Annotated in this window: 17 protein-coding genes; 13 read left to right on the top strand and 4 right to left on the bottom strand. The window is 46.3% G+C overall.

Annotated elements, in window-relative coordinates:
* The first annotated feature begins 10 nt into the window (after window positions 1-10).
* Entirely contained in the window at window positions 11-2,200 is a 2,190-nt protein-coding gene (locus NYE72_RS22660; RefSeq protein ID WP_038572691.1) for an alpha-galactosidase, read from the top strand.
* Window positions 2,201-2,291: 91 nt separating this feature from the next.
* A protein-coding gene (locus NYE72_RS22655; RefSeq protein ID WP_094903917.1) for an IS3 family transposase occupies window positions 2,292-3,850 on the top strand; the annotation gives its coding sequence in 2 pieces (ribosomal slippage) (window positions 2,292-2,925 and window positions 2,925-3,850; 1,560 coding nt in all).
* A 1,234-nt stretch (window positions 3,851-5,084) separates the two neighbouring features.
* Here the strand turns inward: NYE72_RS22655 and NYE72_RS22650 are convergent.
* From NYE72_RS22650 to NYE72_RS22640, 3 genes are all read right to left on the bottom strand, one after another.
* Window positions 5,085-5,963, bottom strand: a complete 879-nt coding sequence (locus NYE72_RS22650; RefSeq protein ID WP_339210444.1) for an AraC family transcriptional regulator — start codon at window positions 5,961-5,963, stop codon at window positions 5,085-5,087.
* A 75-nt stretch (window positions 5,964-6,038) separates the two neighbouring features.
* Window positions 6,039-7,394, bottom strand: coding sequence for a response regulator (locus NYE72_RS22645; RefSeq protein WP_339210442.1), 1,356 nt, complete (start codon window positions 7,392-7,394; stop codon window positions 6,039-6,041).
* On the bottom strand, window positions 7,375-9,105 hold the full coding sequence (locus NYE72_RS22640; RefSeq protein ID WP_339210440.1) for a histidine kinase: 1,731 nt from the start codon (window positions 9,103-9,105) through the stop codon (window positions 7,375-7,377). Before NYE72_RS22640 ends, NYE72_RS22645 begins: the two co-directional genes overlap by 20 nt.
* A 300-nt stretch (window positions 9,106-9,405) precedes the next feature.
* Between NYE72_RS22640 and NYE72_RS22635 the strand changes: the two genes are divergently transcribed.
* From NYE72_RS22635 to NYE72_RS22615, 5 genes are all read left to right on the top strand, one after another.
* A complete protein-coding gene (locus tag NYE72_RS22635; protein WP_036683235.1) occupies window positions 9,406-10,290 on the top strand; it encodes an ABC transporter permease subunit in 885 nt (294 codons plus the stop codon).
* 36 nt (window positions 10,291-10,326) lie between these two features.
* On the top strand, window positions 10,327-11,202 hold the full coding sequence (locus NYE72_RS22630; protein ID WP_036683169.1) for a carbohydrate ABC transporter permease: 876 nt from the start codon (window positions 10,327-10,329) through the stop codon (window positions 11,200-11,202).
* A 41-nt stretch (window positions 11,203-11,243) separates the two neighbouring features.
* Window positions 11,244-12,917 (top strand): hypothetical protein, encoded by a 1,674-nt coding sequence (locus tag NYE72_RS22625; RefSeq protein WP_076100980.1) that lies wholly within the window; start codon window positions 11,244-11,246, stop codon window positions 12,915-12,917.
* Window positions 12,918-13,003: 86 nt separating this feature from the next.
* Window positions 13,004-14,428 carry a family 43 glycosylhydrolase gene (locus NYE72_RS22620; protein ID WP_076100982.1) on the top strand — a complete coding sequence of 475 codons (1,425 nt, stop codon included), beginning with the start codon at window positions 13,004-13,006 and terminating at the stop codon, window positions 14,426-14,428.
* A 26-nt stretch (window positions 14,429-14,454) separates the two neighbouring features.
* Window positions 14,455-16,458, top strand: coding sequence for a beta-galactosidase (locus NYE72_RS22615; protein ID WP_339210438.1), 2,004 nt, complete (start codon window positions 14,455-14,457; stop codon window positions 16,456-16,458).
* 75 nt (window positions 16,459-16,533) lie between these two features.
* On the opposite strand, the gene NYE72_RS22610 is transcribed toward NYE72_RS22615, so the two are convergent.
* Window positions 16,534-18,822: an AraC family transcriptional regulator gene (locus NYE72_RS22610; RefSeq protein WP_076275124.1), complete on the bottom strand. Its 2,289-nt coding sequence runs from the start codon at window positions 18,820-18,822 to the stop codon at window positions 16,534-16,536.
* A gap of 263 nt (window positions 18,823-19,085) precedes the next feature.
* On the opposite strand from NYE72_RS22610, the gene NYE72_RS22605 reads away from it, so the two are divergent.
* The 6 genes from NYE72_RS22605 to NYE72_RS22580 are packed head-to-tail and all read left to right on the top strand — an operon-like array spanning window position 19,086 to window position 26,361.
* Window positions 19,086-20,057, top strand: a complete 972-nt coding sequence (locus tag NYE72_RS22605) for an ABC transporter permease subunit (protein WP_081382599.1) — start codon at window positions 19,086-19,088, stop codon at window positions 20,055-20,057.
* A 15-nt stretch (window positions 20,058-20,072) separates the two neighbouring features.
* Window positions 20,073-20,942, top strand: a complete 870-nt coding sequence (locus tag NYE72_RS22600) for a carbohydrate ABC transporter permease (RefSeq protein ID WP_036683160.1) — start codon at window positions 20,073-20,075, stop codon at window positions 20,940-20,942.
* Between the two features lie 44 nt (window positions 20,943-20,986).
* Window positions 20,987-22,549, top strand: coding sequence for an extracellular solute-binding protein (locus NYE72_RS22595; RefSeq protein WP_339210436.1), 1,563 nt, complete (start codon window positions 20,987-20,989; stop codon window positions 22,547-22,549).
* A gap of 46 nt (window positions 22,550-22,595) precedes the next feature.
* Window positions 22,596-23,372, top strand: a complete 777-nt coding sequence (locus NYE72_RS22590) for a glucosamine-6-phosphate deaminase (RefSeq protein WP_076272194.1) — start codon at window positions 22,596-22,598, stop codon at window positions 23,370-23,372.
* Window positions 23,369-24,568 (top strand): amidohydrolase family protein, encoded by a 1,200-nt coding sequence (locus tag NYE72_RS22585; protein ID WP_038572673.1) that lies wholly within the window; start codon window positions 23,369-23,371, stop codon window positions 24,566-24,568. The genes NYE72_RS22590 and NYE72_RS22585 overlap by 4 nt, the downstream gene beginning before the upstream one ends.
* Complete coding sequence (locus NYE72_RS22580; protein WP_038572671.1) at window positions 24,556-26,361, top strand: glycoside hydrolase family 20 zincin-like fold domain-containing protein; 1,806 nt, start codon at window positions 24,556-24,558, stop codon at window positions 26,359-26,361. The genes NYE72_RS22585 and NYE72_RS22580 overlap by 13 nt, the downstream gene beginning before the upstream one ends.
* Window positions 26,362-26,380: the final 19 nt, after the last annotated feature.

Genomic DNA, 26,380 nt, shown 5'->3' with positions numbered 1-26,380 from the left:
CAAACATATTATGGGTATTTATTATGATGACAACCGCAAGGTGTTTCATTTACAGTCTGAGAAATCCAGCTATATTATTGAAATGATCAAAGGTGTTATTCCAGCGCATGTCTACTGGGGCCCAAAATTGGCAGGGAGAGAATTTCAACATCCGTTGAATTTGGTGGAACGTTGCTCTTTTAGTCCAACTTATTTGCAGGAGGATAAAAATATCTCCCTCGACACCTTGCCAAGCGAATTCCCTTCTTATGGAAACGGTGATTTCCGCGAGCCGGCACTTGAGGTTCACCTAGTAGATGGCACGACCGTAACGGATTTCCGTTATAAGAGCCACACCATTAATAAAGGAAAACCTGCACTCAAGGGTCTGCCTGCTACTTATGTTGAAAGTGAAGAAGAAGCAGAGACCCTGGAAATTATACTGCAAGATGATAAAACAGGATTGATCGCTGCCTTGAGCTATACCGTATTTAACAATCAGGATGTTATAACACGTTCCGTGCGGATTGAGAATCTGGGTAAGGACAATCTGGTTCTGAAAAGAGTATTAAGCGCGAATGTTGACTTCCATGATTCTGACTATGACATGCTGCAATTATCCGGTACTTGGACTAGAGAACGCCATATTCACAAAAGACCACTCGTTCCTGGCATCCAGCGGATTGACAGCAAACGCGGCTCCAGCAGCCATCAGCAGAATCCTTTTATGGCCTTGCTTGCAAAAGATGCAACAGAGGATCATGGCGAAGTTTACGGGTTCAGCCTTGTGTATAGCGGAAGTTTCCTTGCCCAAGCAGAAGTGGATCAATACGGAATTTCCAGAGTAGGGATCGGTATTCAACCTTTTAACTTTCAGTGGTTGCTTGAACCGGGCGAATCCTTTCAGGCTCCAGAAGCCGTATTGGTAAGATCCAGTGAAGGGCTTGGTGGATTATCGAGAACCTATCACCGTCTGTATCGGACCCGATTATGCAGAGGTGAATTCCGCGATAGCAAGCGTCCTATTCTGATCAACAACTGGGAAGCGACTTATTTTAATTTTAATGCGGATAAAATCAAAGAAATTGCTAAAGCAGGCAAAGAGCTAGGCCTGGAGCTGTTCGTGCTGGATGACGGCTGGTTCGGCAAACGTGATAACGACGACAGCTCCCTGGGAGACTGGGTAGAGGATCGTCGCAAGCTTCCTGAAGGTCTTGGAAAGCTAGGCGAAGATATCACGGCAATGGGCATGGAATTCGGATTATGGTTCGAGCCAGAAATGGTATCGCCAGAAAGTGATCTTTACCGTGAACATCCAGACTGGTGTCTCCATGTACCTGGGCATAAAAGTTCGTTAGCCCGCCAGCAGCTAGTGCTGGATTTATCCCGCAAGGATGTATGCGATTATATCGTCGAGTCAGTTAGCTCGGTATTGTCATCTGCTCCGATTACTTATGTGAAATGGGATATGAACCGGAATATGACAGAGATTGGATCAGCGCTTCTTCCAGCCGAACGTCAACGCGAAACGGCACACCGTTATATCCTTGGACTTTATGATGTGCTGGAACGTATCGTTTCCCGTTTCCCTCATATTTTGTTCGAAAGCTGCTCTGGTGGTGGCGGACGATTTGATCCGGGGATGCTGTATTATATGCCACAGACCTGGACTAGCGATGATACGGATGCAGTGGAAAGATTAAAGATCCAATACGGAACAAGTATTGTGTATCCAGCGAGTTCAATGGGTGCCCATGTGTCGGCTGTTCCTAACCATCAGGTGCATCGTATTACTCCTTTGGAGACACGTGGTCATGTCGCGATGTCGGGTAATTTCGGCTACGAGCTGGATTTGACCAAGCTTACTGAAGCTGAACGCGAGGATATCCGCAAGCAGGTTTCGGAGTACAAGGAACTGAGAATGCTGATTCAGTACGGTGATTTCTATCGACTGCTTAGTCCTTTTGAAGGAAACGAGACGGCATGGATGTTTGTTTCCGCTGATAAAAAAGAAGCCTTCGCCACCTACTTCCAAGTTCTGGCCGGGCCTAATCCACCGTTGCGCAGATTACGTCTGAAAGGACTCGACCCTGCAAAATCGTATAAGCTTGAGCTTAACGGCGGAGTATACAGAGGGGATGAGCTGATGCACTTCGGACTCACGCTTCCACAGCTAGAGGGCGATTTCAGAAGCCTACTTTTCGTGCTTAGAGAAGTTTAATCAAAAAAGGAGGGTGCCCCGAAATGATATGCTCCCCATATAGTAGACAGGTGAAATAATAAAAACCTGTCGCTGTATGGGGAGCATTTTTATGGAACAAAAGAAGTATACAGCACTGGAAAAGTTAACGATTCTCCAAGAAATTGAACGGGGCGACATTGGTTTGAAAGCTGCGGCCCGGAAGTATGGAATATCCAAAAACTCTATAGTGAAGTGGCGGCAACGTTATCAATTGTATGGATACGAAGGGCTGGAAGTCCGAAGCTACAATCGTACGTATTCTGCAGAACTTAAACTCTATGCCGTTAAGGATTATCTCGAGGGAGGATTGTCGCAAAACCAAATCATCTGCAAGTATAAGATTGCAAGTGCAACCCAACTCGCCAACTGGATTAGGAAGTATAATGGTCATAGCAACAGCTTAACAGCTCATTCAGGAGGAACTAAAGCTATGACCAAAGGACGCGTAACCACTTGGCAGGAACGGATAAATATCGTGCTGTACTGCCTTTCGAACGGAGAAGACTATGCGAAGGCGGCAAGCCATTTTCACGTGTCTTACCAACAAGTATATAGCTGGGTAAAGAAGTACGAAGCAGGTGGTGAAGAGGCATTACGAGACGGTAGAGGACGCACCAAAGCGCCTGAAGAACTTACGGAAGCAGATCGCCACAAACTCGCGATGCAAAAGCTGGAATACGAGAATGCACGCCTGCGTGCGGAGAATGCTTTTCTAAAAAAGTTAGAGGAACTCGAAAAGAGGAGGCGTTAAGAACCATTCGCCAGGTGAATATCTACCTGGCCATTCAGGCTGTTCAGCAGGAACAGTCTTGCTCCATTCGGCTTTTGTGTGACATCGCAGGGATTTCACGGTCAAGTTATTACAAATGGTTGAATCGCAAACCCAGTTTTCGAGAGGCTGACAACGAGAAACTGACAGAGGCCATGCTCCTCTTGTATGAGAAGGTGGAACGAACCTTTGGGTATCGCCAATTGACCCTGCATTTGCGCAGACAAATGGATAAATCTATTAACGCAAAGCGAGTGTACCGGCTGATGAGATGCCAAGGTATCCAGTCAGTCATCCGCAGAAAGAGAAAGAAGTATGTAGGCTCCACGCCTCAGCAGGTTGCAGAGAATGTGCTGAACCGTAATTTTGAGGCTGAAGCTCCAAACCAAAAATGGGTAACGGATGTAACGGAATTCAAATACGGCAACGGCAAGAAGGCGTATTTAAGTGCAATAAAAGATCTGTATGACAAGTCCATTGTTGCTTACGTTCTGGGTCATTCCAATAATAATTCGCTAGTTTTTAACACACTGGAATTAGCTTTGCAGGCAGCACCGGAGAGCCGAACCTTACTCCATAGCGACCGTGGTTTCCAGTATACCTCTCTGCATTTTAAGAAGATGCTGGACGATGCAGAACTGAAGCAAAGCATGTCCCGAGTAGGCTGCTGCATTGACAATTCGCCGATGGAATCCTTCTGGGGAACATTGAAATGTGAGAAGTACTACTTACATACCTACCAGACCTTTGAAGAACTCCAAACAGATATTGATACCTACATTCACTTTTATAATAACGAACGGTTACAGGCAAAACTAAACGGCCTCAGTCCCATTGAATTTAGGACTAAGGCCGCTTAAACTACTTTTATTTTTTGTGCTGTCTACTTGACGGGGTGCAGTTCAAAAGCCATTGGATGCTGGGCACCTTCCTTTTTTTTCTCCTTTTTTGAGTTCTTTTGTGACTAGCTGCGCGCCCGAAGCTGTTATTGGATGGGGCGCTTTGCGAGATATGCTTACTTGGCCGGGGACTACCAGACGTGAATTAGTGCTACTTGCAAGTAGCTTGGCGCCACTGGAGCTGATTGTTTATACTGAAGCCGGCGGGCTCAAATTGGTGGACCATGTAAGTTGCTTACCCAGCCAACACAGTGCTATCGGACTCAAATGCCGCTAACCGCTCTCTTTCCACACATTTGGAGTTTTATCGGACCGCATAGTCGCTATTGGCTCGAAAAGTACCTAACATGCACAACTTTCGAAGGAATAGCTGCACTGGAGTCCGAAACTATGCTCAAAAGGCGGGAAATTGGCAAATAGCGTCATTGGGGTCCGAAAGTGGCGGTGGAGGGGGGACTCGGTGCTTTCGGACGCGAATTAGGGTGTTTAACAAGATGCTTACCTAGCCGGGGACTGCTGCACGCGAACTAGTACGACATGCAAGTTGCTTACCCGTCCAACACAGTGCTATCGGACTCATATGCCGCTAACCGCAGCCTTTTCACACATTTGGTGTTTTATCGGACCGCATAGTCGCTATTGGCCCGAAAAGTACCTAATATGCACCTCTTTCGAAGGAATAGCTGCACTGGAGTCCGAAACTGTGCTCAAAAGACGAAAAATTGGCAAATAGCGTCATTGAGGTCCGAAAGCGTCGGGGGATGGTTGTGACTCGGTGCTGCCGTACGCGAATTAGGGTGTTTAACAAGATGCTTCCTAGCCGTGGGCTAGCGTACGCGAATTGGTGCACCATGCAAGTTGCTTACCCAACCAACACAGTACTATCGGACTCAGATGCCGCTAACTGCAGTCTTTTCACACATTTGGAGTTTTATCGGACCGCATAGTCGCTATTGACTCGAAAAGTACCTAATATGTACCTCTTTCGAAGGAATAGCTGCACTGGAGTCCGAAACTGTGCTCAAAAGGCGAAAAATTAGCAAATAGCGTCATCTGGGTCCGAAAGCGGCGGGGGATGGTTTTGAGTTGGCGCCACCAAATCTGAATGGTTACTACTTGCATCCACCGGCCCCGAATTAGCACGCCACGCATGCCACTCAGCTCTATCAAAGCCGAATGGTTATGCCGAGCAACATCAATTTTCAAAAAACACATGTTTGGACAGGAACTCCAGATCCTGCTCGCGGTAAGTGGAGGGGCTGACTCCAAAATAGGAACGAAAGACTTTGCCGAAATAGCTGGCATTGTCAAACCCGGTGTCCACAGCGATCTGGTAGATCGTCTGATCTGTTGTTTTCAGCATAGATGCTGCCAGCTCGATCCGTCTCCTTCTTAAATACTCAAAAGGCGAGAGATTGATGTTTTTTTGAAATAGCCTGCAAAGATGATGTTTGGAAATTCCAACATGTGCGGCGACATCGTCTAAGCTAAGGTTATTATTGTGCAGATCATTTTTCATAAATTGTATAGCAGCATGAAGTTTGTCATTTTTTATATAGGTGGTTAACAAATTCGGTTTCTTGAGGTATTTCTCCATGGACAATATCCACTGAAAGGCTTTCCCCGTTAGAAAATGCAAATCTCTTTCTTCATCAACCTGGATATCCTTGAACATACTCCACAATAAATCCATCGGAACCGATTCCTGAGGGAGTTCTATAATGGGACCGCCATGTGCGATCAGCTGGTTCCAGAGTGAAATAGCTAGAGGCCCTCGTACATTCAGCCAAATGAATTCCCAAGGCTCTGTACCTTCCTCCGGATAATAATATCTGTGTAAACTGGGGACAGTCACTAGGAAAGCTTTGCCCTTCGTTAATGGGTGAACAACCCCGTCTATTTCAATTCTACCCTCTCCAGATAAGGTGTACTGAAAAATAACACAACTTCTCTCCGTCCGGTTCTGGCCGTTAAATGAATATGCCGGAGTCTCGGCTTGTTCCCAGCCAATTGAATCAAACAGAAGCATAGAAGCTTGTTCTTCCGAGCGAATGGTATAGGAGGAGCGCAACATTAGCAGGTTTCCTTTCCATGGTTCGTTACTTCATTCAAAGTGTAAACTTTTTTGCTGATCTGTTCAATTTTTGTTTCATTTAATCTGCTGTCTTCGATATTGATAAGGCGTAATGCCATACTGATCTTTGAATAGCTTAATGAAATATTGTGGCTTTTTGTAGCCGACTAGATGTGAAATATCGAGCACATGTAAGTTGGAATCGATCAATAACTTGGAGGCCTTTTCCAAGCGTTTAGAAGAAATGTAGCTCGATAAATTTTCGCCCGTCTCCTGCTTATAAAATTTGGACAGGTAAACAGGATGGAGGTGAACAATTTTCCCTAAGTCCTCCAGGCTCAAGCATTCACTAATATGATTGGAGATATAGGCTTGAATGGTATGGACAATATTTTGATTGGAAAATTTAGCGCTTCTATCTAATTGGGTGAGGCTCTGCAAGATGGATTGAAGAGCCGTATTTGGCTCTGATAATTGATTGAAAATCCAGTCTGCGGCCTCAGCTGATTGTATTTTAGCGGTTGTGGAATACAGCAAATTAATGAATTCGAGCAGGTAGAGGAGCTTTTGTTTTTTGACAGTGAGCTTGGCAAAGTTTTTTAAAATGTTTTTTCTGGTTTGCTCCCATTCTCCAAGCTCTAATTTAGGGAGAGCACTAGAGTCATGCAGCATAGTAAAGTCACTGGTACCTATATTTTCATTAAAAAAGAAATGATAAAAAATATGCCGAACAGCATGCTTTTGAGAAAATTCAAACGGCTCGGAAAAAGAAATGGAATCGACGCTGCTTGCCACAGTTTCGGTATTTGATTCTGGAATAATTCCAGTAATGGCTGATGGAGTGGTCCAAATAAAGTCTCGTCCACCATTATGATCTTTTAACATCATTTCATCTTTCCCACTAGCCCCTGAGACATGAAAAAAGCAAAAATGCTCATTCCGGAAGGTAGAATCGAATGTACTGTAATCATTACGTATTGGGGAAGATTCGCTAATAACAGATAGCAGGTAACCTAGCCCATCTATCTTTTTCTCTGCCACTGGGGTTTTTGAGGGTTTCTCAGCGATACTCTTAATAACTTGACTCATGGCTTTTTCCATATCCTCTTTATCTACCGGCTTGAGTAAATAATCCAAAGCGCCCAGACGGATGGCTTGCTGTGCATAATCAAATTGAGAATAACCGGAAAGAAAAATCACCTTGGTTTTGAGCTTTTTTTCATGAACATGATGCAGTAAATCAATGCCGGATACCTCGGGCATACGAATATCTGTAATAAGAATATCTATATGATTCTGATTCAATAGCTCCTTGGCTTCAATCGAATTTGTTGTCGTCTCAATATGCTCAATCCCAAATTTGTTCCAATCCAGAAGGTGTTTTAAATATTCAACGATGTAATGCCCGTCATCAACTATCAGTAGTCGCATATTGACCTCCTTCATCCAGCGAGAAATCTATGAATGCCAGCACGGATAAACCGCCCCAGTCATTAATGAAGAAACGCAGTCCGCTTAATTCACCATACGCATTTTTGAGGCGATGATGAATGTTCCAAAGACCAATTCCTCTTGATCCTTCAGGAGGGGATTCATTCTCAAGCCTGGCCATTAGCTGGTGTATTTCCTCAGCAGTAAGCCCCTTACCATCATCGGCTACAATAATTAACGCTCCAGTATCAAGTGCTTTTACATCTATAGTAACGCGATAAGCCCCTTGCTGTTCTTCAATCCCATGCTGAATCGCGTTCTCGACCATAGGCTGGATAATCAGTGGCATAATCAGATGCTCTCCCAGTTCAGGGGGCAGGTTGATTTCATAATTTATTTTTTTGGAAAGTGACATGATGGATAAAAAATGATCGGCAAGCTGCAATTCAGAAGCCAACGTAACATTATCTGAATTCATTTTTGTTAAATAACGATAGTACTCTGCTAAATGTTTGCTCATCTGCATTACGGCTTCCGGTGAAGTTTTTGCCACAGCCATAATGAAAAACAGATTATTGTAAAGAAAATGTGGATTGATCTGAGCCTGCAGCTGTTTCACTTCCGCGTTTCTGCGCAGCTCGGTTTCTATTTTTAATGAAGCGAATAAAGCCTGTATTTTGGCGACCATGTGGTTAAAGCTTTTAAATAGACTATAAAATTGATTGTCCGGGTTCTCACTAATTCTGGTGCTGTAATTCCCTTGTTCCACTTGGTAGAATTTCTTGTCGAGCAGATATACATTGCGATAATAGTTTCGATAGAACATAAAAATCACGATAAGGCCAATGATCAAGATCATTAAGATGCTGACAAAAAACACCTGTTTATTCTGGTTAAGCGGATTCAAAAAATCACTCATTCGCGTATAGGTAACTAGATACGTATCAATCGGATCAATATACTTCGATAAAACATAATAATCGTCATCGTTGATATGATAGTCAAACTTTAGAATTTCATGTGCATTGGGTGTTATCGTCTCCTTGGCTTTTTCCTCGATTCGAATATCCACCGCTTTATTGCTAATCATCAAACTCTTGTTCACAAGCAAAAAGGCATTGGAGCTCTCACCGCCACTCACTGCTTTTTCTAAAAGACTTGTTAAATACTCCTTTTTCAGCTTAACGCCCACAATGTATTGAATATTGGCAGGATTCTTAGGCTCATGAATATAAGGGTAGATTGAAAAATAATACAAATTATTATTAACAATCTGCCAGCCTCGCTGCGTGACCTTCTGAAAGGGCTGTTTGGCAAGCGAATCATGACCCGTGAAAATAAAAGTGCCGTCCGTTTTCCAGTAGATACCGATAGATTCAATGGCCTGACTGGAGAGGAGTGGTGCTGATATGCGGTCATAGATATCGTTTTTTTTCATCTGGGCATCGTAATTGTTCATCTCTTGTATTTTGCTTTGATAGAAACGTACGGAGGTGTCGGCTGTATATTGGATGCCATACAAACTTGCCTCAGAGATGATGCCATCCAGTATGCTTTCCGTATAAGCTAGCTGATTTTTGGAGGAGTTAACCAAGCTCTCTTGAATGGTTTTGGAACCTAGGGAGTTCATTATGAAAAACAAACTTAAGGTAAGTAAAAGGAAAAAAACGAAAAAATATATGAATCGTTTCATATTTACTTTTTTAATCATAAGCATTACTCCTGTCGCTAGGACTCGTGTGAATTCATCATAAGCCATATATTCCAAAAGAAAAAGGGAAGAGCTCTCGCAAAATGAAAGCGTTTATAAAGATGTTTAGCGAGTGGTTATGATATTTAATTTGAGACATTTTCGAATGAAAGCGCTTTTGTTAACATTAAATCAGAAAGAAATTAGCAGCCAAGAATGTAAAAGGGGGTAAGCACAATAGCACAGATAATGAATACCCAGCTCAAATGGAGTGAGAAAGCCAACGTTAAAAAAAACAGGAAAAATCCTTGGAAAAAGGAAATTAAAAAAAATTGGCCATTGTATGTTTTATGTATCCCAGCTTTGGTATTCGTTCTAATTTTTGCCTACGGTCCTATGGTCGGATTAGTGATGGCCTTTCAGGATTACAAGCCCTGGCTTGGAATTACAGGTTCAACTTGGATTGGTTGGGATAACTTCGCAAGAATCTTTCAATATAAAGAGGCGACACAATCTATTATCAACACCCTCATTATTGCTGTAATCAAAATTATAGTCGGAATTATCGTTCCTATCTTTATGGCGATTCTGCTAAGCGAGATTAGAAACATGGGGATTAAAAAGAGTATTCAAACCTTGGTCTATTTACCGCATTTCCTCTCTTGGGTAACCGTTGCCGGAATCATGATTGATATCCTGGGTCTTGACGGGGGCATAAATCATTTTCTTACGAATTTCCTCGGACTAAAACCCATTTTCTTTTTGGGTGATCCTACGCTGTTCAGACCGACGATCATCATCAGTGATTTATGGAAAAACTTCGGATTTGGCATGATTGTTTACTTAGCGGTGATCACAGGGATCGACCCTTCTTATTATGAGGCCGCCGAGATAGACGGCGCGTCACGCCGCCAACAAATACGCCATGTTACCTTACCGAGTATGATGCCGATGATCATCGTAATTGCGACGTTAAGCCTTGGAAATATTTTGGATGCAGGATTTGACCAAATCTTTAACTTATACAATCCACTCGTATATAGTACGGGAGATATCATCGATACTTATGTTTACCGGTCATCCTTATTGAATGGCCAATACGGTTTTGGTACCGCTGTTGGGTTGTTTAAATCTGGCATCAGCTTCATTTTAATCGTAATTTCCTATCGAATTGCTTACAAGGTAGCTAACTACAAAATATTTTAAGTCGAAGTTGTTAAGCCTTCAAAACAGTTAGGAGGAATGGGAGTGTATTATAAATCCAAGGGATATAGGATATTTTCGATTTTCAATCATATCCTCCTGATTCTAGTAGCCTTATCGTGTTTATTGCCTATGCTTCATTTGCTAGCACAATCATTTAGCAGTAAGACAGCGGTAAATGGGAATTTGGTATCCTTTTGGCCGGTGGACTTTAATATCGAAGCCTATGTGAAAACTTTTAAAAACACGAATTTTACAGGCTCCATGAGAATCTCAGTGGTCCGGACGGTGCTGGGGACGTTAATTAGCATGTTTATTATTACAACGGCAGGGTATGCCTTGTCCAAAGATTTCCGTGGGCGTAATGCTTTAATGTGGATTTTTATTTTCACGATGTTGTTTTCCGGTGGATTGATTCCTTCTTATATATTGGTTACGAAACTTGGGCTCAAGGATACGATCTGGTCGCTCGTTCTTCCCGGTGCCTTCGGAGCTTACAATTTGATTCTGATTATGAATTTCTTTAAAACAATCCCTAAGGCGCTTGAAGAGGCGGCATTTATCGATGGGGCTTCGTTCTTCGTCATTTTCCGGAAAATCTATCTTCCGCTTTCCCTTCCCGGTCTGGCAACCGTCGGATTGTTTATCATGGTAGGGAGCTGGAACGCATGGTTTGATGGGATTTTGTATATGTCGAATACAACGGACTATCCGTTAGCTTCATTCTTACAGACTGTAGTTGTACAAGGTTCAGCGCAGAGTATGGCACTTAGTCAATCAGAAGCAGCCGCGTTGTCAGAACAGAGTATCAAAGCTGCGCAAATTTTTATTAGCACACTGCCCATTATCCTTGTGTACCCATTTCTACAGAAGTATTTTGTCAAAGGCATCGTTCTGGGTGCTGTAAAAGAATAACGTGACCAACATATAAAACTTAAATTTAAAGGAGCATATCAATGAAAAAAACAGGGGCCTTAATTACGACTACTGTATTGATGGCGGGATTACTAGCGGGCTGCGGCTCAAACGGTAAAGAATCTAATGCGGCAGAAGCGGTTCTCAAAGACGGCAAATACGATCCTCCTATTACTATTAATATCGCCAAGCAACAAGATGAGAATGCCGGTAAATATATCAACGGGGAGAGCTTAAATGATAATGTGTTGACCCGCTGGGGTGTAGAGAATCTAGGGATTAACATCCAAACTACTCTTTTGGGCGGTGATGCCTCCCAATATAATACGAAACTTCGTTTAGCGCTCACTGGTTCCGAGAAGCTCCCGGATGTTTTGCCAGTGTATGATACCTCACTAGAAAATGATTTGATTCAATCAGGACTTGTAAAAGATATTGCGGAAGACATAAACAAATACATGCCTGAGCGTCTGAAAGAAATATATAAACAATATCCAACAACGTTCAACCCGGTTATCCAGAATGGCAAGGTTTATGGGATGGCGATTTCGCCCAACCTCACCGAAGGTGAAGTCATGCTTATCCGTCAAGATTGGTTAGATAAATTAAATTTAAAAGCGCCAACAAATATAGATGAATTTGAACAGGTTATCGCTGCCTTTACGAATGATGATCCGGACGGTAACGGAAAAAATGATACTTATGGATTTGATTTCTCGGGAAAAGATTCTTACAACACGGGCTGGGTAAGCGACTCTGTAATGATTTTTAGTGCTTATACAGGGAAGAGTCTCCCCGGCCAATGGTATAACGACAATGGTAAACTCACTTACGGTTCTGTCGCTGATGGGACAAAAGATGCGTTAGCTAAACTTCGCGATTGGTACTCCAAAGGGTATTTAAATAAGGAATTGGCTACACAGGGTGCATGGGATGCACTTGCGGATTTCACTGAAGGTAAAGCAGGGATTATTATTGGCCGTCCTTGGCTGTACGGCAGTGTTAAAGATGTGGAAACTAACGTAAAAGGGGCTAAAATCAAAGCTTACCCAACAATCAACGGTGTAAGTGGGGATCGAACCTACCAATCCGGTCAACAGAACGATGGTGTCTTTATGTTTAATAAAGACTTTAACAATATGGAAGCTTTCTTCTTGTATTATGACAAGCTTTACGATGCGGCATTTGGTACCGGAGATTTCAAATATGGTTATGCTCAGGGATATGATTATGACATCGTAGGCGATGAAGTGGTATTCGATTCAAAAAAATTCAACACTCCTTTGGATGCCGCTCAAGGTGTAGGGAAAATGGCTTTTACCAAAAATACACCAAGTGTTGATGGCCCAGGTAAATCTTTTTATGATCTTTCCAAAGGTGCAAAAGCAGAGAATGGGGTCTTGATCAGATCGGCATCAAATGATGAAACAGCCAAAGAGGGATATGTGATTTCCTATGAGAATAGAGAGTCGCTGCTTCCAAATGCATTTAACGGTCCGCCTACCAAGACCATGCAGACAACCTGGGAGCAACTGAATACGATGGAAAAGGAAACCTTCACCAAAATTATTTACAGTAAAGAGCCGCTAACTGCGTACGATGACTTCGTGAAGCAATGGCATGACAAAGGCGGTACGAAAATTTCCGAAGAAATCAACGAATGGTATAACAATGCTAGCAAGGTGGATGTGATGTCTCAGATGGGATTGAAATAAGTTCGCAAGAACAGCAGGTTCAGTTAAGGCCATCCTTGGCCGAACCTGCTTTTTTGTATAAAAATCTAATCCTCTGGAGGATAATCATGGACGAAAACGCGAATATAGTCACCCTATTAAATAGCGCTCCGCTTCTGGATATGAGCGGGAATCCTGTACATGCACATGGTGGACATATGCTCTATAAGGATGGATATTATTACTGGTTTGGTGAGAACCGGATGGATCGGCGGAGAGTGAACTGCTACCGATCTGTGGATCTAGTGAATTGGGAATGGCGCAATAATGTGCTCACACTCGATTCACCGGTACAGCCGATTTATCACCGCACCACATTAGAGCTTGAACCCTTGGACAGGGAGGGTCGCCCAACGGGTGCGGTAATTGAGCGCCCAAAAGTACTCTACAACAAACTTACAGGGAGATTTGTTATGTGGATGCATTGGGAAAATGGACGCGACTACTCTGATGCGCGCTGCGCGATCGCTGATTGCGGGACGGTAGATGGGGATTATGTTTACCGGGGCAGCTTTAATCCGATAGGTAACATGTCTCGTGACTGCACCTTGTTCCAGGATGACGATGGGACGGCTTATTTTATCTCCGCGGCAAGGGAAAATGCTGATCTTATTATGTATCGTCTGTCACCTGATTACCTCAGCATAGAAGAACAGGTCAAGACCTTGTGGCCCGGACAAGCGCGTGAAGCACCTGCATTAATGAAACGTCAGGGTGTATACTTCCTCATCTCGTCCGCCTGTACGGGCTGGTTGCCTAACCAAGGAACCTATGCCTGGTCCGAGGAATTATTTGGTCGTTGGTCACCCTTGCTGCCTTTGGGCGACATCACTACATACGACAGCCAGCCTGCTTTTATAGTTCCTATTGTAGGAACAGACAATGACCAGTGCTCTTACCTGTATGTTGGGGATCGCTGGGACCCTGCGGATTATTATGCCTCTTCCTATGTATTTCTGCCTCTCAGCTTTCCTTCTGACCGGGAAATGAAGCTTGACTGGGCAGAGCGAACCGTGATTGACCTTAGGAAGGGAATCGTAGCTGTGGAATGCGGCTCTGGTAGTGGTCTGTTCAGATTGAAAAGCTTAGGAATGGGGCTTTATCTGGCGGCGGGAAATCAATCTATTGAACATGAGGAGACCCTGAACGTCGAAGTCCGTACGCTTTCGTATGAAGATCAGCAGCAGAGATGGACGGTTGAATACGGAGAGAAGGGTAGGGCGAGAATTCGAAACAGTGAAAAGGCCTTATCTATTGGCCCGTTGAATTCCTTGCTGCTGGAGCCTATTCGTGACAACGAAGATCAGTTTATATGGTTGCTTACAGAGACAGAAGCAGGTTCACTGACTATTGGGAGCAATGACGGAAGAGTTCTTACCGTAGCAGGAGAACAGCGTGGGGGCTGGGGTTGTGTGTTTCTTGAATCCAAACGCTGCCATGATCCCCGTCTAGGTGCAGACCCGCAGCTTTTTCAACTGATTTCAGTAAGGTAAACAGTTTAGAGAAAAGAGGTATACCGATGAGTTTATCTGTCTCCTTCCCTATGGAATGGTTTAAAAGTGACCCCCATACACAACTTACTGCGACTTCCTCTGAGGCTTTTCAGTTAATCACTACACCAGAAGGTGGTGGAATTGAGCTTCAGCCAGGGCATCTGGAATCCGCCGCTTGGTGCGATTATGGTTTCGTTAATGCTGAGGTTTACCATGAAAGCCATGACGTTCTGGTGCTGTTATTCAGTTTTTATGATCGGGATCATCGCGTCATTACTTATCATGTAGGAATTTTACCTGGTGTGCGCACGAAAATTTGTTTACCTTTGATTCATTTAAATGGAGAAAAGTTGTTCCTCCCCCGTTATCCGGGTGTGATGCAGACAGTACTGAGGGGAGATGCAGGCATCGATCGCAAGCATATCACCCGATTCTCTATCGCTACTCTCCCTTCAACAACAAGTAGAGCCGTGCAAATTAGTGGCTTGGCTCTAAGTCTAACTGAGCCCGTCTTTGAGTATGAACAGCAACCATATATAGATGATCTGGGCCAATTAAAGGGAAGGGGTTGGCCAGGGAAAACGGTTGATGCAGAAGCATTGACGGATCGGCTGCGCGAAGAGCGGCAACTTGCGGCACAAGTTGATCACAGTGGAGGTGACCTCAGCAGGTACGGGGGTTGGAAGGCGCTGAGATTCGCGCCAACTGGATATTTCCGCACGGAATTTGACGGCAGCCGCTGGTGGTTCGTTGATCCAGAGGGTTATGCTCTGTTCAGTACGGGGATGGACTGTGTGGGTCCGGCTTGTTCTATGCATGTAACTGGTATGGAACACTTGATACCCTCGTTGCCGGAGCGGGAAGGAATCTATCAAGAAGCTTGGTCACAGGATGGCGAGGAATTCAGCTTCGAGATTGCTAATCTGATCACTGCTTTTGGGGCGGAGTGGCGCTCTAACTGGGTGGCTATGACGGATTTCCGCTTACAACAATGGGGATTCAACACCATCGGTAACTGGTCCAATGATCTTTTTATTAAGGAATCTCAGCTTCCGTATGTTTATCCTCTAGTGGACTTTCCTATGACGGAGCAATCTATTTTCCGGGATTTCCCGGATGTGTTTAGCCCGGAGTATGAGCGGAATGCCGGGAGCTTTGCGGAGCAGCTTCTTCCATTAAGGGAAGATCAGAGAATGGTTGGCTATTTCATGCGTAATGAGCCGCATTGGGCATTCGTGGATGGGTTGAATTTGACCGGGCAGATGCTGAAATCTCCGGTCCGTTATGCCAGCAAGAAGGAATTCATTCGCTGGCTTGCAGAAAAGTACAAAACAGTGGAGCAATTAAACATGGCGTGGGATAGTGTTTTTGAAGAATTCGAGGATTTATACGATGTATCGAATGTGAATGTAACCGGGGATAATCTCACTTCTGCCCGAGAAGTGGATTATAACCAGTTCAACCGGATCATGATCCGGCGGTATGTAGAAGTGCCAGCCTGTCTTTGCAAGCAGACGGATCCGAATCATCTGAATTTGGGAATGCGTTATGCCTGGGTTGGCAGTGATGAGGTGCTGGAGGGCTGCGAATGGTTTGATGTATTCTCTATGAACTGCTATCAGTTCAGTCCTGACAAGGAACAGATCGCCCAGATCAGCGGACGACTGAACAAACCAGTCATGATTGGGGAATATCATTTTGGTGCGGCTGAAGGCGGCATGTTGGCTTATGGGATCCGTGCGGTGGCAACTCAGAAGGAGCGCGGTGAAGCTTACCGTTATTATGTAGAGCAGGGGGCAGCCATCCCGCAGCTGATCGGAGTTCATTATTTTCAATGGAATGATCAGCCTGTGCTTGGACGCTATGACGGAGAAAACTATCAAATCGGCGTAGTGGATGTCTGCAACCGTCCATATGAACCTTTCGTGCAAGCAGCGAAAAAGGCCCATGACCAGATGTATCAGGTGCGGACGGGGAGGACAGCACCCTATAATATTGTGCCAATAGAGATTCCGAAAACGGGATTCTGATTGCAAATCTTTACAACAAAAAGGCCCCTAGCCAATGGGGGCCTTTTTTGTCCTCTCCTCTGCAATGTAGCCCCTTTATAAGCCAAGGCCGGAGGAGGGGAGTGAATCATCACGGGAATAGCGCTTGCGGTATTCCCCCGGAGTTATTCCGGCACAACGTTTGAACATACGGATGAAGGAATTTACGTTCTGATAACCAACCTGAAGCGCGATATCCTGAATCCGCAGTTCCAGATTCATTAGCAGCTCTTTGGCCCGCTCAATCCGCAGATTGTTCAGATATTCACTGAAGTTGATGTTTGTTTTCTCTTTAAAAATGCTGGACAGGTAACCTGGAGTTAAATTCAACTTGTCTGCTACTAGGTTGAGGTTGATGTCCTCGCCGTAATGTTTGTCTAAGTAATCCAGCACAAAGCTGATAATAGGGTCGCGCGACTCCGAGCGGTTACTGATGACCACGAGCACAGGACGAACCAGATCACGCAGCCATTCCTTGTATTGATCCATTGAGTGGAAAGCGTTAAATGGCTCTAGTCGGGGTGGTAAGAGACGCTCCGCTTCCGCTTGGGGCAGATTCAGCTTCGTCACCGTTTTGCTCGTCTGTTCCGCTGCTCCCAAGGCAAATGCCCGAAAATCCGCCGCCGCCGCGTCCTTGTGCTGCAGCTGCTCCAGCTGACGATCCAGCCAAGCGAATACAGCCTCCTCATTGCCAGACTGCAGCAGATTGTGCAGCTCCTCTCCGTGGGTCACCTTTAAATGAAAGGATTTGGCGGACGAGGCTCTAGGTTCTACGATAATTTGTGTTTCCCCGTTCAATCTACGCTCATTTAACAACATCGATAGATTATTGTAGGCATCGGTAAATGAGGTTTCGCCTGAATATACCGGACTTACAGCAATAGTCAGGTATAAGGATGTCTCCGAATCCAGCAGTTCTTTCAGTGTATCAAGAGCCTGCAGAAAACTGCTCTGCGGTCCGGGGTTGAACAGGAGCAGCAAGAGCTGATCCTGCTCCGGCTGGAGTGCGACGCTGTCGCTTTCACCTCCGGTGATCAAGGTTTGGATTAGTTTCCATAACATCAGTGTGTGTTTCTCAAATTCGTCCGGCAAGGTTTTGAAGCTGACCTTGAACAGAATGGAGGCATAGGGTAGTTCGGATTGCCGGACATCTTCAAGCTCCGCAAGACTTTTACTCAGCGGGATATTTTTCACTTTATGAGTGTAGGCATATTGGCGTACCAGTGAGTTCTTATGATCAAGATCGGTCTGGATGAATCGGTTATTCTCCAAAATGGAGCTCAGGCGGTCGCCGATAATGGCGAATTCCTTCACACTGCTCAATTTTTCTGGCCGGCTGCCCGCTTTACGGTCCAAGGCAGCAATCAGGCGCTGGAGCGGCTGGTTAAGCCGATGGCTGAAGATCAGGGATGAGAGAACACTGATCAGTACTGCCGCAGAGAGTAACACAGCCAGCAATAGCTGCATACCACGCATTTCTGCGGCAATAGCCGCTACCTCGGTCACTCGGATATAGGTGAATCCGGTTTGTTTACCTTTTTCATAGAAGTAATATTGATCTCCGACCCGCTCATGGGCATTGCTACTTTCCGGAAGCTGGCTTGTTTGCAGTTTAACATCTGATGTAGAGAACAATAAATTTTCTTGTGCATCCAGAATATAGAATGGGGTATTGCCGGCATCACCGTAGGTATCCTGCATCAGCTGCGGATTCAGCATGACAATCCCATACACTTCCTCATAAGGAATCGCTTTGACCAGCACTGGCATTAACCTTCCGAGCGTACGGGTGGAATGTATAGTTTTCTCGGTAAAGGTTACGGCGGGCATGACTTTTAAAAATTGATTGTCCATCGTTTGCCGGCTCCAGTACTCCGGAGGGTATTCTGCACTGAAGTAGTATTTACCGAACATATCTGCGGCGCTGCTTAGGCCCTCCCTCTCCAGTACATAATCTTCCTTTTTAAAATAAAGAATGAAATTTTCGATATGCAGAAAAGGATTAGCATACAAAGTTGAGAGATCCGATGTCACTTCTGCCGGGATATCATATCGACGGTTCTCTTTGAGGTGGCTTAAAATGCCCAGATTGGCAGTCCATGAATCGGATTGGGTGAGGGCAAGAATCATGTTCTGGGTCAACCGGAAATGATTTTCGTAGCCTTCGACCGTTTGTGCGAGTCCAAGCTCATTTTGACGGATCATCTCCTTATAGATTTTGCCGCTTAAATAGAGATGGGAGAACAGATTAAATGATGCCAAAATCAAGATGACACTGAGGAAGCTTAGCATCAGCTTAACGAACAGGGCATTCAGCGCAAATTTGCCTGTAACGGATCCCTTCATATGTATCCCCCTTTGGATGCACCCGTAAATGAATTGGATTAATTCTATCATAGCGGCAAAAAGCTAACACCAACAATATGCAATTTTGCTGATTTGTACGCTATTCTATGGAAATCCGCAGTTAAGGCGAAATGTTATATAACATGTAGATAGCGCTTTCCAAAGAAATGCAGCTATAATTCGGAGACAAATCCCAGAAAAAAGGGGGAAGTAATCTGACATCTATATGATTTATGATCATTTTAACAAGAGGAGACATGCATATGGCTCAAGCTAGCGTAGTGCAGGACAAAATGCGAAAGAAAGTGCACCGGCGACCCCAACGCCACAAAACGGGAATCCTTAGAACTTGGAATAAAAACAAGGCGCTCTGGCTGCTGTTCCTGCCGTGCCTGTTGTATTATTTGATCTTCCGCTATGCACCGATGTTTGGATTAGTTATCACTTTCAAGGATTACAATCTTTTTAAAGGAATTTGGGCCAGCGATTGGGTGGGACTCAAATATTACAGGATGTTTATTGAGAATCCCGATTTTTGGCCGCTGATGAAAAATACTTTTCTGCTTGGTTTATATAAGCTGTTTTTCGGCTTCCCGGCACCAATTCTACTGGCGATTCTGCTTAATGAGGTGCGCAAGGCTGCTTTCAAACGTGTTGTGCAGACCGTCAGCTATCTTCCGCATTTTATCTCAAATGTCATTGTAGCCAGTATGGTGATCATGTTTTTATCCCCAACCGGAGGGCTGATTAATAATCTGCTTGGTGCCATAGGGATTGGACCGATCAATTTCATGAACGAACCTGGATTGTTCCGCGGTATTTATGTCCTGTCGGAGATCTGGCAGCATATCGGCTGGGAGACCATTATCTACTTGGCCGCGTTGACCGCTATCGACCCGCAGCTGTATGAAGCTGCTGATATGGACGGAGCCAGCCGCATGCGTAAAATATGGCATGTCACCTTGCCCGGCATTTCACCCGCCATCGTGATCACCTTGATTCTTAATATCGGTAAAGTGCTCGAGATTGGCTTCGAGAAGGTGTTCCTGATGCAGAACCCGGCGATCTACGACACAGCGGATATTATCAGTACTTATGTCTATAGGGTGGGTATGGTGCAGGGGAACTTCAGCTATGGCGCTTCTATTGATCTCTTCATGGGCGTGATTAGCTTGATCTTCATCTATACAGCAAATTACATCAGCCGTCGTGTAAGCGAGACAAGTTTATGGTAGAAAAGAGGTGTGGTGATGAGATCACCCCGTTTATCCTGGTTTAATGTCGTGAGCACTTTTATCCTTCTCGTGGTTGTGGTGGTCACGCTTTATCCGTTCCTGCATATGCTCGCTGTCTCTCTCAGTAGTGATGTGCATGTCATGAAGAATACAGTTTCTTTCTGGCCTAAGGGTTTTAACCTGAATATGTATAAGCTTGTACTCGGAGATTCGCAAATCTGGGTGGCTTACAAAAATACACTCATTTACACCGTGCTTGGCACCTTTATCTCGTTGGTGGTTACCTCCACGGGTGCCTATGCACTCTCACGCAGTGATATGGCGCTGCGCAAGAGCTTCACCCTGTTGATTGTGGTGACGATGTTTTTCAGCGGGGGGATGATTCCTACGTTCCTCGTGGTTCGCTCCCTGGATCTGGTCGATACCGTATGGGGCATGGTGCTGCCGGGGGCGGTTAGCACTTGGAATCTGATTCTGATGCGGACCTTTTTCTCCGGCATTCCTAAAGAGCTGGAGGAGTCAGGCCGCATCGACGGCCTGAATGATATCGGCATATTTATCCGTATTATTGTTCCGCTTTCCAAGGCTTCCTTCGCCACCATAGCACTCTTTTACGCGGTTGGCATGTGGAATAACTTTATTTACCCGCTGCTCTACCTGCGCTCACCGGATTTGTTCCCGCTGCAAGTGCTGCTGCGCAATCTGGTGCTGGCTGGCAGTGCTAGCTCGGGAGATGTTACTAGCATTGGAGGTGACAACATGGTGATAGAAGAATCGCTGAAGTACGCGACGATTATGGTCTCGACGCTTCCGATTCTGATTGTGTATCCATTTGTGCAGAAGTATTTCGTTAAGGGGGCCATGATTGGCGCGGTTAAAGGCTGAGGCGGGTGGAACCGTCACAAATTCAGAATAAGGGAGAGATCGTAATGAACAAATGGAAATCTGTACTGCTGCCACTGGTAATTGCAGCAACCGTAGTAACTGGCTGCAGCGGAGGGGGCAATGACACCTCGCCGCAGAGTAATACTCAGGGCAGTAGTACCGCTTCACCTACTGACTCGTCCAAAACGGAAAAAACCTTCACTGCGCTCTTAGACAACAATGCTACGTTCCCTTATTCGAAAAGCTGGCCCATTTGGAGCTGGCTGAAGGAGAAAACCGGTGTCACACTCGAGGTGCAGACCCCTTCCGGAAAGCTTGAAGAGAGCTTGAACCTGGCGATTGCCTCGAAGGCAATGCCGGATCTGATGTATATGCCTAACCGCAAAGAATCGAATAAATTCGGGCAACAGGGTGCGTTGGTGGATTTGATGGAGTATATGGACAAAATGCCGAATCTGACCGCCTGGGTAAAGCAGTATCCAGAGGAAGCGAAGGCTGCACTGTCTGCTGATGGCAAAATGTATATGTTCCCGAATCAGGGCTTTGGCGAGACGAATCGCATGATCTGGTTATACCGTAAAGACATTTTTGACAAAGAAGGAATCCAGGCACCAGCCACATATGAGGAGCTGCATACAGCTCTAAAAACCTTGAAGGCGAAATATCCGGACAGCTATCCGCTTTCGATCCGCTACGGACAAATTCCCGATGAAATGAATGCCAATATGACTGTGAATTACGGGACGGGTGAAGGGGCTTATTATGATTTTGATAAAAAAGAGTGGCTTTTTGGACCCACGGAAGATAGTTACAAGGAAATGGTTAGCATGTGGAAAATATTTTATGACGAAGGGCTGATTCCGCCCGACTTTCTATCTCTGCAAACTAAGCAATGGCAGGACATGGTGTCCACGGGCAAATCGTTTGTGACCATTGATTACATCAGCCGGATCGATTTTTTCAACAATGCGATGCAGCAGGAAAATCCGGAGTTCAACATGCAGTTCATGGCTCCTCCAGCGGGCATTGCCGGCGGCAAGCAACTGAACCCGTATTTTCATTATATGGAAGGTGGCCTAACCGTGGCATCAACCTCAAAGAACATCGATGATGTGATGAGCTATATGGACTTTTTCTATTCCGAAGAGGGACGTACGCTCAGCAGCTGGGGCGTAGAGGGCGAGACGTATGTGAAGGAAGGCGACACGATCAAGTTCAAACCAGAGTACAACGATGTGATCGAAATGCGGAAGCAGACAGGACTTCAGACTAGCGGAACGTACACCTGGATCGACTTTGGCTCACATCTGTCGTTGTTCTCAGACAATTTGAAGTATGCCTTTGAAGAAGCAACGAAATATGATCCGTCCATGATGCAGCCGCGTCCTGCATTTACGGAGAAAGAGAATGAAATTATCGCGATTACCGGCCAGGCGATCCAAAAACACCGCGATGAAAGCTTTGCCAAGTTTGTAACCGGCTCCCGAAAGCTGGCCGACTGGGACAAATATGTGGAGGAGATGAACAATCTCGGCGTGGATAAGTTGTTGAGCACTTATAAGGAAGCTTACGAGCGTGTTCAGAACATTCAGTTAAACGGGAATTAATCTGTCTGGTGCCAAGGACAATAGTTGCCCGGAAAGGATGAACGGGATGAATGACATCATTAAACCGTTAGAGACACACAGAGTAGAGCAGATGTCCGTTCAGGTTTATGAAGATCGTAGCCTAATGGGCGCTGCGGCGGCATCGCAGGTTGCGCAGAAAATTAGAGCTTTGCTTCAAGATTCTGCGCGTCAGGTCCGAATTGTGTTTGCTGCCGCACCTTCGCAAAATGAACTGTACGAGGGGCTGGTGCGGGAGCAGGGGATTGATTGGTCCCGGGTCAATGCTTTTCATATGGATGAATACATTGGTCTTGCGGCTTCGGCTCCCCAGCGTTTCGGCCGTTTTTTGACAGATCGGCTATATAGTCGGGTTAACCCTGGCCGGGTAGAACTGCTGGATGGTCTCGCTGATGTGGTGCAGGAATGCCAGAGATATTCGGCCCTGTTGAGCGAGGCTCCTATTGATATCGTTTGCCTCGGGATCGGGGAAAACGGGCATATCGCGTTTAATGATCCGCCAGTTGCTAATTTTACCGACCCGCAGCTGGTCAAAGCGGTCGAACTGGAGGAAGCCTGCCGTCGCCAGCAGGTGAATGACGGTTGTTTTACCGGGCTGGACGAGGTGCCAACCCATGCGCTGACGCTTACGGTACCAGCCTTGCTGGCTGGCCGTCACCTGTACGGAATTGTACCTGGGGTGTCCAAACGCAATGCTTTACAGGCGGCGCTCCATGATTCGATCAGCACGGCATGTCCAGCTACTATTCTGCGCACCCATCCGGAGATCACGATGTTCACGGATCGGGCTGCCTTCGGCCTATGAACGTGTCAATTAAGGGAAAACACTACAAGACTGGGCTGCCGGTTGAGATAAGTGTCGAGCAGGGGCGAATCACTTCGGTCACCGAACTTGCGGAGAGTCCAGCCATGGCCGATTGGCCCTGGCTGGCACCCGGGTTGGTGGATCTGCAAGTGAACGGGGGCTGGGGGCTGGATCTCAACACGCTGCCTTTGCAGCCTGCCACGGTATTGGAACTGTCCCGACTTCTGCTAGGAAACGGGGTTACCAGCTATTGTCCAACTCTGATTACCAATGGCAAAGAAGCGCTGGCTCAAGCGGTCTCCGCTATTGCGGAAGCCGCTTCGCTGTATCCGGAAGATGCTGGGGGGATTGTAGGAATTCATCTGGAAGGTCCTTTTCTATCAGCAGAAGAGGGTCCACGCGGCGCCCATCCAAGGGAACATATTGGCCCGCCGGATTGGGATATGTTGTGCCGCTGGCAGGAAGCGGCTGAAGGGCTTATCCGTATCCTCACCGTCTCCCCGGAATGGCCAAACGCCGCTGCATTTATCGCCCGGTGCAGCGAATCAGGCATCCTTGTTTCCATCGGGCATACAGCAGCTTCTCCCGAACAGATAAGGGAGGCGGTTGCCGCAGGAGCGGTGATGTCTACGCATCTCGGCAATGGCACACATCTGACGCTGCCCCGTCATCCCAACTATTTGTGGGAGCAGCTGGCGGCGGATGAACTATACGGCTGTATGATTGCAGATGGCCAACATTTGCCGCCTGCTCTGTTGAAAGTAATTCTGCGGATGAAGCGCAGCCGCACCATCTTGGTCAGCGATGCTGTATCACTGAGCGGAATGCTGCCGGGAACTTACCACCTGCACATCGGTGGAGAGGTTGTATTAACAGCAGAAGGACGGCTGCATCTGGCCGGTAATCCGCAGCTGCTGGCAGGCTCCGCCATGATGCTTCCAGATCAGGTAGCCTATCTTGCGGAGGCTGGATTAGCCCGGCTGGATGAAGCCTGGGATTGTGCTTCTGTTCATCCGGCTACTTTGCTGGGGCTGGAGCAGGCGGCAGGGCTTAGGGCTGGAGCGCCTGCCGATCTCGTGAGCTTCTGCTATGAAGACAGGACACTTACCGTGCTGGAATGCTGGAAAAAGGGTCATAGCAGGGCTTGCAGTAATGAATTACAGCAAAGATTAGGAGGAGAACGATGCAGAGCTTGATACCGCAACCGAAGCAGATCCAAGTGAAAGAGGGAGAAGCTTTTCAGTTCAGCGAGGATGTAAGCCTGAGCCTCTACATGGAGCAGCATGATCCGAGACTGGTGGTTCATTGCCGTCGGGCGTTTCCGGAGCTGGAATGTACACATGTTATCTCGGGAAAAGGATATTCACTTATTCTTCAGAGTCCCTTGCTGCCAGAAACGAAAGGAGCTCAGCCAGATGAAGTGGATCTGGAAATGCTTAACGGTAGGGCGGAAGGGTACAGGCTGGAGGTGTCGGAGTGCCGGATGGTAATCCAAGCACTGGACGCGCCGGGGCTGTTTTACGGGCTGCAAACGTTACTACAGCTGCGTAAGTCAGCAGGGGAAGTTCCTGCCGTGTCTATCACGGACTGGCCTGACACTACTTTGCGGGCGATGAATTTTGATCTTCGCCAGACATTTTCCAAGCCAGAGCTGTTACTATCGTATTTGGCGGATTTTGCCCGGTATAAAACGAATGCGGTTCTGATTGAATACGAAGATAAATTCCCGTTCCAGAAGTACCCGGAATTCGTGCATCCACAGCATTCATTAAGCCTCACACAGCTAGAGGAGCTGAAACGCACAGCCCATGAATATTTTATTGAGATCATTCCGCTGCAGCAGAGCTTTGGACATCTGGAGTATGTGCTCCGCCACGACACCTGGCGGCACTTGCGCGAAACGGAGTTATCCCTCGGGGAGATCTGCCCGTCGCATCCGGAATCCTTCGAGCTGATTACCGATCTGTTACAGGGGATGATGGATACCCATCCTGATTCCCGTTATATTCACCTCGGCTGCGACGAGGTGTACAGCTTATGTGAATGCGAACGCTGTAAAACGTTGTTCGGAGGGGTACGGGAGCGGGCATTTATCGCTTTTTTGAACACTTTGATTGAATTTACAGCCAGCCGTGGTAAAAAAGCGATTTTCTGGCATGACATGCTGGACAAATGCCCGCCGGAAGAACTGGCAAAGCTGGATAAGCGGAGTGCGGCGATGATCTGGATATACAACGGACGTAATATCGAAGCTGAGGTTTCCTCTCTTGCGGATAAATTCAGGTCACTAGGTATCGAGGTTATGGGAGCACCGGCGGTTCGCAGCTTTGACTGGGCTGAACATCAGAATTATCCGGTACTATTGAACCGGACGGATAATCTGCTCCAATGGGCGGAGACAGCGGATAAGCTGGACCTCGGTTGCATCGTCGCCACGAACTGGACGGGGCCGTTCAGCCTTGGCGTTCCTTATGGTATCTTCGAGACGACGTGGTATCCGATGCTGCTGCACGCCGATTTGGCCTGGAACCGCAAAGCGGACGCCTCAACATTTATCGATCGATTCATGGAGCGGTTTCATGGCATTGATCCTAGAACAGGTCATGCTCAGCTCGGGAATTATCAGCTGGAAGATTATTATGATGTTATCTGGAAGCTGCTGGACAAGGTGAAGGATCATAAGGATGAAGCAGAGCTGATTGCCATTATGCATGATTTTGAAGCGGCGACGGACCGTTCGCGGGCGATCCACAAATATGTCTACCGCTGGGAGCTCTATCCGGGAGACGATGCGGAATGGCATTCGCTGCTGAACAATTACATGAGAAATCGCCGTGGACGTGAGAACGTTTTGCCTCGCATGAAAGCGGTTTTGGAGCGTTACCAGCCATCCGATATGGCGGAGCATTTTGTGAAATCCCGGTTCTATCTTCACGATTATCTGGAGCAGACATTATACCGTGAGCTGGGGTTTGGCCAGGCTGAATAAAGGTTTTGAAAAGATCGTA

The organism is Paenibacillus sp. FSL L8-0333 (genome assembly GCF_037965665.1).
In the GTDB taxonomy this organism is placed as follows: Bacteria; Bacillota; Bacilli; order Paenibacillales; family Paenibacillaceae; genus Paenibacillus_AQ; species Paenibacillus_AQ odorifer.
Note: the sequence above shows the minus strand (reverse complement) of the source record. Positions and strands in the feature narration are given on the sequence as shown.

Bases quoted from the DNA above. Each gene is read 5' to 3' on its own strand.
- NYE72_RS22660 (WP_038572691.1), top strand. From the start codon at position 11: ATGGGTATTTATTATGATGACAACCGCAAGGTGTTTCATTTACAGTCT.
- NYE72_RS22650 (WP_339210444.1), bottom strand. From the start codon at position 5,963: ATGTTGCGCTCCTCCTATACCATTCGCTCGGAAGAACAAGCTTCTATG.
- NYE72_RS22645 (WP_339210442.1), bottom strand. From the start codon at position 7,394: ATGCGACTACTGATAGTTGATGACGGGCATTACATCGTTGAATATTTA.
- NYE72_RS22640 (WP_339210440.1), bottom strand. From the start codon at position 9,105: ATGATTAAAAAAGTAAATATGAAACGATTCATATATTTTTTCGTTTTT.
- NYE72_RS22630 (WP_036683169.1), top strand. From the start codon at position 10,327: ATGGGAGTGTATTATAAATCCAAGGGATATAGGATATTTTCGATTTTC.
- NYE72_RS22625 (WP_076100980.1), top strand. From the start codon at position 11,244: ATGAAAAAAACAGGGGCCTTAATTACGACTACTGTATTGATGGCGGGA.
- NYE72_RS22620 (WP_076100982.1), top strand. From the start codon at position 13,004: ATGGACGAAAACGCGAATATAGTCACCCTATTAAATAGCGCTCCGCTT.
- NYE72_RS22615 (WP_339210438.1), top strand. From the start codon at position 14,455: ATGAGTTTATCTGTCTCCTTCCCTATGGAATGGTTTAAAAGTGACCCC.
- NYE72_RS22610 (WP_076275124.1), bottom strand. From the start codon at position 18,822: ATGAAGGGATCCGTTACAGGCAAATTTGCGCTGAATGCCCTGTTCGTT.
- NYE72_RS22605 (WP_081382599.1), top strand. From the start codon at position 19,086: ATGGCTCAAGCTAGCGTAGTGCAGGACAAAATGCGAAAGAAAGTGCAC.
- NYE72_RS22600 (WP_036683160.1), top strand. From the start codon at position 20,073: ATGAGATCACCCCGTTTATCCTGGTTTAATGTCGTGAGCACTTTTATC.
- NYE72_RS22595 (WP_339210436.1), top strand. From the start codon at position 20,987: ATGAACAAATGGAAATCTGTACTGCTGCCACTGGTAATTGCAGCAACC.
- NYE72_RS22590 (WP_076272194.1), top strand. From the start codon at position 22,596: ATGAATGACATCATTAAACCGTTAGAGACACACAGAGTAGAGCAGATG.
- NYE72_RS22585 (WP_038572673.1), top strand. From the start codon at position 23,369: ATGAACGTGTCAATTAAGGGAAAACACTACAAGACTGGGCTGCCGGTT.
- NYE72_RS22580 (WP_038572671.1), top strand. From the start codon at position 24,556: ATGCAGAGCTTGATACCGCAACCGAAGCAGATCCAAGTGAAAGAGGGA.